The sequence below is a fragment of the Phenylobacterium sp. genome, from assembly GCF_031360265.1.
Classification (GTDB): domain Bacteria; phylum Pseudomonadota; class Alphaproteobacteria; order Caulobacterales; family Caulobacteraceae; genus Phenylobacterium.
In genome coordinates this window covers 1-9,528 of sequence record NZ_JANMBF010000143.1, presented here as the reverse complement: position 1 = coordinate 9,528, position 9,528 = coordinate 1, and the positions used below count along the sequence as shown (strand labels likewise).

The following is a 9,528-nucleotide window of genomic DNA, read 5'->3' as shown; positions in this document are numbered from 1 at the left end:
TCGCCTTCGACCTTCTTCTTCGGCTCTTCGAAGGTGATGAAGATCTGCAGCTGGTCCTGGAGGATGCGCGCGGCGTAGGCCACGGCGTCAACGGGGCTGACCGCACCGTTGGTTTCTACTTCCATGATCAGCTTGTCATAGTCGAGGCTCTGGCCCTGGCGGGTCGGCTCGACCCGATAGGCGACGCGCTTCACCGGCGAATAGAGCGCATCGACGGCGATCAGGCCGATCGGAGCGTCTTCCGGACGGTTCATCTCGGCCGGCACATAGCCCTTGCCGGTCTGGACCGTGAATTCCATGCGCACCTGGGCGCCGTCGTCCAGCGTGCAGAGCACGTGGTCGCCGTTGAGGATCTCGATGTCCGAGGGGGCCTCGATCTGGCTGGCGGTCACCACGCCCGGGCCGGTGGCGCGCAGCGTCATGCGCTTGGGGCCCTCGGCGTGCATGCGCACGGCCAGCTGCTTGATGTTCAGCACGATGTCGACGACGTCCTCGCGCACGCCCTCAAGCGAGGAGAACTCGTGCACAACGCCGTCGATCTGCACCGCTGTCACAGCGGCGCCTTGCAGAGATGAGAGAAGCACGCGGCGCAGGCTGTTGCCCAGCGTCACGCCAAATCCGCGCTCGAGCGGCTCGGCCACCATGCGCGCCTTGCGGTTCGCATCGGCGCCGGTCTCGATTTGCGGCTTCTCGGGACGAATAAGCTCGTTCCAGTTTCTTTCGATCACGGATGGGTGTCCCTTGAAACGCAGGATCGCCGGCCGCCATTGCGGTCCGGCGCAGGGAAGTACGGTACTTCGTTACTCTAGACGCGCCGGCGCTTGGGCGGCCGGCAGCCGTTGTGCGGAATGGGCGTCACGTCGCGGATGGTGGTGATGGTCATGCCCACCGACTGCAGGGCGCGAAGCGCCGATTCACGGCCCGAACCCGGACCCGAGACATTGACTTCCAGCGTCTTGACGCCGTGCTCGGCGGCCTTTCGACCGGCATCCTCGGCCGCCATCTGCGCGGCATAGGGCGTCGATTTACGCGAACCCTTGAAGCCCATCGTGCCGGCGCTGGACCAGGAGATGGTGTTCCCCTGGGCGTCGGTGATGGTGATCATGGTGTTGTTGAACGAGGCGTTCACGTGCGCCACGCCCGAGGTGATGTTCTTGCGTTCGCGACGTTTGACGCGCGCCGGTTCCTTGGCCATCGACTAAGCTCTCTTACTTCTTCTTGCCGGCGATCGGCTTGGCCGGGCCCTTGCGGGTGCGGGCGTTGGTGTGGGTGCGCTGGCCACGGACCGGCAGGCCCTTGCGGTGACGCAGGCCCCGGTAGCAGGCCAGGTCCATCAGGCGCTTGATATTGACGGCGGTCTCGCGGCGCAGGTCGCCCTCGACGGTGAAGTCGCGGTCGATGGTCTCGCGGATCTGCAGCACCTCGGCGTCGCTGAGCTGGTTGACGCGGCGGGCGTCCTCGATGCCGACCTTGGCGACGATGTCCCGCGCCTTGGCGGGGCCGATGCCATGGATATACTGCAGCGCGATAACCACGCGCTTGTTGGTGGGAATGTTGACGCCAGCGATACGGGCCACGTGAAATCTCTCCTGGTCACGCAACGAAGCGCGAACGGCGCCCCGGCCACTTGCCCCGCAGGTCAAGCCGGTTCGTCCTTCGCGCTCTTTCGCGGAAGCGCCTCGTTATAGGGATCGTTGCGGTTCCGTCAACAACGGAAACATCCAATTATGAACGGAAAAGGCCGCGCGCAAGGGGCCTCCCCGCCCGCGTGGGTCGATACCGCGCCCCTCAACATTGCCTCGGGACGCCTGACAAAAGCATGAACGGGGCGCTGGAGGCAATGCCGCGCACAGGGTCACACTTGCGCGCGCCGCTCCGGCGCCGTCACCTTGCCCCGAAACTGGGGAGCCTCCGATGGGATTTCGAGACATATTGCGGGTTGTAGCGGGCGTCGTGGCGCTGCTGGCGGCAGGCCCGGCGCCGGCGGCGGCCAGGGACCTGGTCATCCACGCCGGGCGGCTGATCGACGGCACGGGCAAGGATGTCCAGACCCAGGTGTCGATCCTGATCCACGAGGAGCGAATCACCTCGGTCCAGCCGGGATATGTGAGCCCCAAGGGCGCGGAGATCGTCGACCTGTCGAACAGCACCGTCCTGCCGGGCCTGATCGACGACCACGTCCACATCACGCAGAGCTTCCACAAGGGCGACCCGATCCACACCGCGATTACGCGCACCAACTATGATGACGCTATCGACGGCGTGCTCAACGTGCGGAGCACCCTGATGGCGGGGTTCACCTCGATTCGCGACGTCGGCAGCGAGACAGGCGTGGTTGTCGCCCTGAAGCACGCCATCGCGTCGGGGCAGATCCCCGGGCCGCGGATGTGGGTGGCCGGCACGCCGCTCGGACCGACGGGAGGTCACGGCGACGCCCTCAACGGGCTGGATCCGGAGCTGGCCCATCCCGGCTGGACTGACAACCTGATCGACAGTCCCGAGGCCGCCCGCCGCGCTGTGCGCCGTCTGCGCCGCCAGGGCGCCGACCTGATCAAGATCATGCCGTCGGGCGGGGTGATGTCGATCGGCGACGATCCGGCCCTGCAACTGATGACCGACGACGAGATCAAGGCGGTGATCGACACCGCCCATTCGCTGGGCATGAAGGTCGCGGCCCACGCCCACGGCAAACAGGCCATCGACCACGCGATCGTGCTCGGCGTCGATTCCATCGAGCACAGCACCTATTCCGACGCCGAGAGCTACCGGCTCTACAAGGCCCACGGCGCCTATCTGGTGCCGACGATGCTGGTGGGCTCGCGCGTCTATGAGCACGCCAGGACCCACCCCGAGGACCTCAACCCCTCGACAGCGCAGAAGGCGCTGACTGTCGTGCCCCATATGCTGAGGAACCTGCACGACGCCTACGCGGCCGGGGTGAAGATCGCTTTCGGCACCGACACCTTCGGCATGTCGGCCCACGGCGAGAACGCCCAGGAATTCGCCCTGATGGTCGCCGCCGGCATGCCCGCGATGGAGGCCATCAAGGCCGCGACCTGGAACGCCGCCGACCTGATCGGCGACACCGCCGACATCGGCTCGGTCCAGCCCGGCCGCTACGCCGACATCATCGCGGTGAGCGGCGACCCGCTGAAGGACGTGCGCGTGCTGGAGACGGTGGCGTTCGTGATGAAGGGCGGGGTGGTGGTGAAGGCGGGCGGGGCGGCGGTGGCGAAGTAGGCTTGACTATCAGGTACCTGAGCGAGACCTCACAACCCTGCCGTCTTGTCCGCGGGCTCGCCTCACGCGTAGGCTCGCCCCGGAACAGCGGGGGGGAGCGTGCAGTCGGTTGGAAGTGAACGTCGGCGTACCGCGCCCAAAGCGTTGAAGCCTGCGGTTGGCCCGAGGTGAACCACGCGCCGACGCTCTACCTTACCTGCGGGCTGCCGGGGTCGGGCAAGACGACGCTCGCCGAACGGATCGAACAGGAGGTTCCCGCGCTTCGCCTGACGGCTGACGAGTGGCTGCATCAGCTCTACCCAGGCATTTCCACATCGGAAGCCGAAGCCGGACCGTTTCGGGGCAGAGTCGAGCGCCTGCAATGGCCGACAGCCGTGCGCGCCCTGGAGCTTGGCTGCGATGTGGTTCTGGACTGGGGGGTCTGGGCGAGAGCGGAACGAGACATCTACCGCACCGGCGCTCGCGAGGTCGGAGCGCGGGTTGTCCTTTGCCTCCTTGACCCTCCCGTCGATGAACTCTGGAGCCGGCTCTCGCGCCGGAACATGGACCGGCCCTTTGGCGCGTTTGAGATCACAAAGGCAGAACTCCTCAGGTGGTCGAAATTGTTCGAACGCCCCACGGCCGATGAACTGGCGCTCTACGATCGATGGAAGGTGGACTGAGCCCCCGGTCGCCGCCGGCTGTTGTTGTTCCGCCGTGTCACCGCGATTCCACTTCCAGGGCGAATGGCGGCTACCGCGTCTCACGGGTCGGAAGGCTGGCGTCCATCGGCGCCCACGGCGGCCGACTGCGGGTCCAAAGATTAAGCACGATCTTCATGCCCTCATGGCGGTCGAAGGCGCCCGCTTTCAGGACGATCTGCTCAGGATCGCCGCCCATCGGGTTGTAGATCCAGCTGCCACAGTCGCCGCAGAAATGCCGGTGCAGGGCGTGGCCACTGTCAGCGGTCTTGGTGAAGACCTTGGTCTTACCCTTTGTAAGCCGGAACGCGCTGGCGGGGACGACGGCATTGATCGAGCCGGCCGCGCTCGTCATGCGTTGGCAGTCGGTGCAATAGCAGGCGGCCAGCCTCTCGACCGCCGCATCGACAACGTACCGGATCTCGCCGCACAGGCAGCCGCCGGTCAGGGGCTCGGACATTGTGGATCTCCAGTTGTTTGCGGACATGCCTCTGCGGGTAAGGATGCCCATAGCAGCTGAGCTACACATGGAGCGATCCTAGCGAGGGGCGAGCCCCCACGCGCCGAGCCCGAAGGGGTTGGTTGATCTGCACAGCCTGCGGCTTGCCCGCTCCACCAGTCGCTTTTCGGCGACGGGTCCCCCTCCCACCGCTGCGCGGCGGAGGTAAGGTGGCGTCATGACCGACCTTTCCGTCTTCATCGCCGGCCTGCCCAAGGCCGAGCTGCACCTGCACATCGAGGGCAGCCTGGAGCCGGAGCAGATGTTCGCGTTCGCGCGCCGCAACCGCCTCGCCCTGCCCTTCGCCTCGGTGGAAGACGTGCGCGCGGCCTATGCGTTCTCCAACCTGCAGGACTTCCTGGACATCTATTACCAAGGCGCAGGCGTGCTGATGACCGAGCAGGACTTCCACGACCTGGCCCTGGCCTATTTCCGCCGCGTCGCCGCCGACGGCTGCCGCCACGTGGAGCTGTTCTTCGATCCCCAGACCCATACCGACCGCGGTCTGCCGTTCCGGGTCGCGGTCGAAGGGCTGCTGTCGGGCATGGCCGAGGCGCAACGCAGTTTTGGGATCACGTCGAAGCTGATCCTCTGTTTCCTGCGCCATCTGGACGAGGACGCCGCCTTCGCCACGCTGAAGGCCGCCGAGCCCTGGCTCGACGCGATCACCGGCGTGGGCCTGGACTCCTCCGAGCTCGGCCACCCGCCGTCGAAGTTCGCCCGCGTCTTCAAGGCCGCTGGCGAGCGCGGCCTGAGGCGCGTGGCGCACGCCGGCGAGGAAGGCCCGCCCGCCTATGTCTGGGAGGCGCTGGATATCCTCAAGGTGGACCGCATCGACCACGGCAACCGGGCGCTGGAGGATGCGGCCCTGGTGAAGCGCCTCGCCGCCGAGGGCATGACGCTCACCGTCTGCCCGCTCTCCAACCTGAAACTCCGCGTGGTGGACGATCTCGCGGCCCACCCCCTGAAGCGCATGCTGGACCTGGGCCTCAAAGCCACCGTCAACTCCGACGACCCGGCCTATTTCGGCGGATATCTGGGGGAAAACTGGCGAGCGGCGGCGCCGCCGCTTGGGCTCACGCGGGCTGAGCTGGTGACGCTGGCGAAGAACAGCTTCACCGGCGCGTTCCTGACCCCGGCGGAGGCTGCGGCGCACCTGGCAGCGATCGACGCGTACGTGATCAGACGCCGAGGGTCTTCCCCCGTACCGGGGGAAGGCACGGCTACCCGCGCGGCCCGGCCAGCGCCGCGTTGATCGCCGCGGCCACCGCGTCAACCGAGCCCATGCCGTCAACCTCCACCAGCTTCTTCTGGTCCACGTAGTAGGGCAGCAACGGCGCGGTCTGGGCGTTGTAGGCGCTGAGCCGGACCTTGAAGCTTTCGGGGTTGTCGTCGGGGCGACCGCTCTGGGCGAAACGACCGGCGACGCGCGCCATCAGCGCCTGGTCGTCGACCTTCAACCGCACCACCAGGTCGATGCGCGAGCCGCGGGCCGTCAGCATCCGATCCAGCGCTTCGGCCTGGGCCAGGGTCCGGGGGAAGCCGTCGAAGATCGCCCCGCCGGCGGCCTCTGCCTCGGGCAGGCGCTCAGCGATCAGCTCGATGACGATCGCGTCGGAGACCAGCTCGCCGCGCTCCATGATCCCGGACACGCGCTGGCCAAGGTCCGAGCCCGAGGCAATGGCCGCGCGCAGCATGTCGCCGGTGGACAGCTGGACCATCTTGCGGGTGTCCACCAGGCGCTTGGCCTGGGTCCCCTTCCCCGCCGCGGGAGGTCCGAACAGGATCAGATTCATAAAGCCCCTCCGTCGCCGATCCTCTTGGTGGGACCTGCGATTTCCCCCGTCAGCGGCCGCGGTTGCCCCGCAGCTTGGATTTCTTGATCAGGCCTTCGTACTGGTGCGCCAAGAGGTGTGACTGGATTTGGGTCACCGTGTCCATGGTCACGCTGACCACGATCAGAACCGAGGTGCCGCCCATGTAGAAGGGGGCGTTGTAGAAGCCGATCAGGGCCTCGGGCAGCAGGCAGACGATGGCAATATAGGCCGCGCCGATCACCGTCAGGCGGGTCAGCACATAGTCCAGGTATTCCGCCGTCCGCCGGCCCGGCTTGATGCCCGGCATGAAGCCGCCGTACTTGCGCAGGTTCTCCGCCGTGTCCTCGGGATTGAACACCACGGAGGTGTAGAAGAAGCAGAAGAACACGATCAGCGCGCCGTAGAGCAGCATGAACAGCGGCCGGCCATGCTGCAGCTCGCCCACCGCGCCCGGCAGCCACTGCAGCCACGGCGGCAGGTTGGCGTTGGCCGCGAACCCCATAACCGTCGCCGGCAGCAGCAGCAGGGACGAGGCGAAGATCGGCGGGATGACACCGGAGGTGTTGATCTTCAGCGGCAGGAACGAGGTGTCGCCGCCGAACATGCGGTTGCCGACCTGGCGCTTGGGATACTGCACCAGCAGCCGCCTCTGCGATCGTTCCATGAAGACGATGGCCACGGTCACCGCGATCACCAGGGCGAAGATGACGATCAGCACGCCGCCGCTCATCGCCCCGGTGGTGGCCAGCGAGAAGGCCTGGGCCATGTAGCGGGGAAACACCGCGACAATGCCGGCGAAGATCACCAGGGAAACGCCGTTGCCGACGCCGCGGCTGGTGATCTGCTCGCCCAGCCACATCAAGAACAGCGTGCCGCCGGTCAGGGTGGCGACCGTCGAGATCGTGAAGAACAGGCCCGCGTGGTCGACCACATGGCTCGATTGCAGGCCCATGGCGATGCCGAAGGACTGGAACAGCGCCAGCACCACGGTCAGGTAGCGGGTATATTGGTTGAGCGTCTTGCGCCCCGCCTCGCCGCCTTCCTTGCGCATCTTTTCCCAGGGCGGATAGACCGTCCCCAGCAGCTGCACGATGATCGAGGCGGAGATGTAGGGCATCACGTTCAGCGAGAAGACCGCCATGCGTTGCACGGCGCCGCCCGAGAACATGTTGATCATCCCGAAGATGCCCTTGGCCTGGCTCTGGAACACCTGGGAGAAGGCGGCGATGTCGATGCCCGGGATCGGGATGTAGCAGCCGACCCGATAGATGATCAGCGCGACCATGGTGAAGAGCAGGCGCTTATGAAGCTCCGTGGCCTTGGAAAAGGCCTCGACGTTCATGTTCGCTGCGAGTTGTTCAGCGGCCGAAGCCATTCACCAATTCCCCTGACTCGTGGTGCTCACCAGATAGGACGGACCCGCCTCACTTGCGAGGCCGGAATGTCTCACGTCTAGGCGGCGGCCTCTTTGGCGGGCGCTTCCTTCTTCGTGGTGGTGACCGTGCCGCCGGCCTTTTCGACGGCCGCGACCGCTGCGGCGGAGGCCGAGTAGACGGTGATGTCGATCTTCGAGGTCAGCACGCCCTTGCCCAGCAGGCGTAGGCCGTCGAGCTCGCGGCGCACAACGCCGGCGGCGATCAGCACCTCGGCGGTCATGGGCGTCTTGGCGTCGAGCTTGCCAGCCGCGATCGCCTGTTCCAGGCGCCACAGGTTAACCTCGGCGAAGTCCTTGCGGTTGATGTTGTTGAAGCCGCGCTTGGGCATGCGCATGTGCAGCGGCATCTGGCCGCCTTCGAAGCCGGCGATGGCGACGCCGGAACGCGCCTTCTGGCCCTTCACGCCGCGACCGGCGGTCTTGCCCTTGCCGGAACCGCCGCCGCGGCCGACGCGCATGCGGCCCTTGGTCGAGCCGTCACGGGGGCTGAGTTCGTTGAGCTTGGTCATGTGCCTCTCCTTGGAGATCAATCGCCGGAGCGGAGGCCCCGACTCGGCTGATGTATTCCCTCCCCTTCATGGGGAGGGTGGCCCAAAGGGCCGGGTGGGGAATGATGGGTCAGGCTCGGATTTCCGAGCTTGAACGCGGCCTCACCACCCTCGGCCGGCAAGCCGGCCTGCCCTCCCCATGAAGGGGAGGGAAAAGCGCTACTCGACCACCTCGATCATATGGGCGACCTTGGCGATCATGCCGCGCACCGAGGGGGTATCCTCGAGCGTGGACACGCGGCCGGGGCGGTTGAGGCCCAGGCCGACGAGGGTGGCGCGCTGATCCTTCTTGCGGCGGATCGGGCTGCCGGTCTGGCGAACGGTGACGGTTCCCATCGCTCTTATCCTTCGACGTCGGCGGTGTCGGCGGCGGGCGTCGAGGCGCCATCGGCGCGGCGGCCGATCACGTCAGAGACCTTCTTGCCACGCTTGGAGGCGACCTGACGCGGCGAAGACTGAGCCTTCAGCGCCTCGAACGTCGCACGCACCATGTTGTAGGGGTTGGACGAGCCGACCGACTTGCCGACCACGTCCTGGACGCCCAGGGTTTCCAGCACCGCGCGCATCGGACCGCCAGCGATGACGCCGGTGCCGGGCGGCGCCGAGCGGACCATCACCTTGCCCGCGCCCCAGCGGCCATTGCCGTCGTGGTGCAGGGTGCGGCTTTCGCGCAGCGGCACGCGGATCATCGTCTTCTTGGCTTCCTCGGTCGCCTTGCGGATGGCTTCGGGCACTTCACGCGCCTTGCCGTGACCGAAGCCGACACGGCCCTTCTGGTCGCCGACGATCATCAGGGCGGCGAAGGAGAACCGGCGCCCGCCCTTCACGGTGGCGGCGACGCGGTTGATGTGCACCAGCTTCTCGACGATGTCGCTGTCGCGTTCGTCTTCGCGATTGTTGCGACCGCCGCGGTTGTCGTCTCTGCGAGCCATCTAGCGTTCCTTAGAAGTTCAGGCCGGCTTCACGCGCGGCATCCGCCAGCGCCTTCACCCGACCGTGATAGAGATAGCCGCCGCGGTCGAAGACCACGTCCTTGACGCCCTTTTCGATGGCCCGCTGGGCCACCAGCGCGCCGACCCGGGCCGCGGCGTCCTTGTCGGCGCCCTTGCTGGTCTTCTCGGAGCCTTCCAGCGACGAGGCGGCGGCGAGCGTCACGCCGCGCTCATCGTCGATGACCTGGGCGTAGATGTTCTTCGACGAACGGAAGACCGACAGGCGCGGACGCCCGTTGGCCAGCTTGCGCAGCCGGATGCGCGTGCGTTGCGCGCGCTTCTGGGCGGAATCACGGGAGGAAAGAGCCATGACCTAC

General features: G+C 66.7%; 13 protein-coding genes. 3 read left to right on the top strand and 10 right to left on the bottom strand.

The window, feature by feature from the left end; all coding sequences use genetic code 11:
• From RMN86_RS13570 to rpsM, 3 genes are all read right to left on the bottom strand, one after another.
• Positions 1–728 (bottom strand): DNA-directed RNA polymerase subunit alpha (locus tag RMN86_RS13570; RefSeq protein WP_309606384.1); only part of this gene is annotated, 728 nt, incomplete at its 3' end.
• A 77-nt stretch (positions 729–805) separates the two neighbouring features.
• Positions 806–1,195, bottom strand: coding sequence for a 30S ribosomal protein S11 (gene rpsK, locus RMN86_RS13565; protein WP_307345562.1), 390 nt, complete (start codon positions 1,193–1,195; stop codon positions 806–808).
• 13 nt (positions 1,196–1,208) lie between these two features.
• Positions 1,209–1,577 carry a 30S ribosomal protein S13 gene (gene rpsM / locus RMN86_RS13560; RefSeq protein WP_309606383.1) on the bottom strand — a complete coding sequence of 123 codons (369 nt, stop codon included), beginning with the start codon at positions 1,575–1,577 and terminating at the stop codon, positions 1,209–1,211.
• A gap of 337 nt (positions 1,578–1,914) precedes the next feature.
• Here rpsM and RMN86_RS13555 point away from each other — a divergent pair, with 337 nt between their 5' ends.
• Positions 1,915–3,240 (top strand): amidohydrolase family protein, encoded by a 1,326-nt coding sequence (locus tag RMN86_RS13555; protein WP_309606382.1) that lies wholly within the window; start codon positions 1,915–1,917, stop codon positions 3,238–3,240.
• A gap of 167 nt (positions 3,241–3,407) precedes the next feature.
• Positions 3,408–3,902: an AAA family ATPase gene (locus tag RMN86_RS13550; protein ID WP_309606381.1), complete on the top strand. Its 495-nt coding sequence runs from the start codon at positions 3,408–3,410 to the stop codon at positions 3,900–3,902.
• 70 nt (positions 3,903–3,972) lie between these two features.
• Here RMN86_RS13550 and RMN86_RS13545 read toward each other — a convergent pair whose 3' ends face one another.
• Positions 3,973–4,380, bottom strand: coding sequence for a GFA family protein (locus RMN86_RS13545; RefSeq protein WP_309606380.1), 408 nt, complete (start codon positions 4,378–4,380; stop codon positions 3,973–3,975).
• 217 nt (positions 4,381–4,597) lie between these two features.
• On the opposite strand from RMN86_RS13545, the gene RMN86_RS13540 reads away from it, so the two are divergent.
• Positions 4,598–5,674 carry an adenosine deaminase gene (locus tag RMN86_RS13540; protein WP_309606379.1) on the top strand — a complete coding sequence of 359 codons (1,077 nt, stop codon included), beginning with the start codon at positions 4,598–4,600 and terminating at the stop codon, positions 5,672–5,674.
• Here RMN86_RS13540 and RMN86_RS13535 read toward each other — a convergent pair.
• From RMN86_RS13535 to rplR, 6 genes are all read right to left on the bottom strand, one after another.
• Positions 5,643–6,215 (bottom strand): adenylate kinase, encoded by a 573-nt coding sequence (locus RMN86_RS13535; protein ID WP_309606378.1) that lies wholly within the window; start codon positions 6,213–6,215, stop codon positions 5,643–5,645. The two genes, RMN86_RS13540 and RMN86_RS13535, sit on opposite strands and share 32 nt — an antisense overlap.
• 49 nt (positions 6,216–6,264) lie before the next feature.
• Positions 6,265–7,611: a preprotein translocase subunit SecY gene (gene secY, locus RMN86_RS13530; protein ID WP_309606377.1), complete on the bottom strand. Its 1,347-nt coding sequence runs from the start codon at positions 7,609–7,611 to the stop codon at positions 6,265–6,267.
• Between the two features lie 77 nt (positions 7,612–7,688).
• A complete protein-coding gene (rplO, locus tag RMN86_RS13525; protein ID WP_309606376.1) occupies positions 7,689–8,180 on the bottom strand; it encodes a 50S ribosomal protein L15 in 492 nt (163 codons plus the stop codon).
• A 198-nt stretch (positions 8,181–8,378) separates the two neighbouring features.
• Positions 8,379–8,555, bottom strand: coding sequence for a 50S ribosomal protein L30 (gene rpmD / locus RMN86_RS13520; RefSeq protein WP_309606375.1), 177 nt, complete (start codon positions 8,553–8,555; stop codon positions 8,379–8,381).
• A gap of 5 nt (positions 8,556–8,560) precedes the next feature.
• Complete coding sequence (gene rpsE, locus RMN86_RS13515) at positions 8,561–9,151, bottom strand: 30S ribosomal protein S5 (protein WP_309606374.1); 591 nt, start codon at positions 9,149–9,151, stop codon at positions 8,561–8,563.
• Between the two features lie 10 nt (positions 9,152–9,161).
• Complete coding sequence (gene rplR / locus RMN86_RS13510) at positions 9,162–9,521, bottom strand: 50S ribosomal protein L18 (protein WP_309606373.1); 360 nt, start codon at positions 9,519–9,521, stop codon at positions 9,162–9,164.
• Positions 9,522–9,528: the final 7 nt, after the last annotated feature.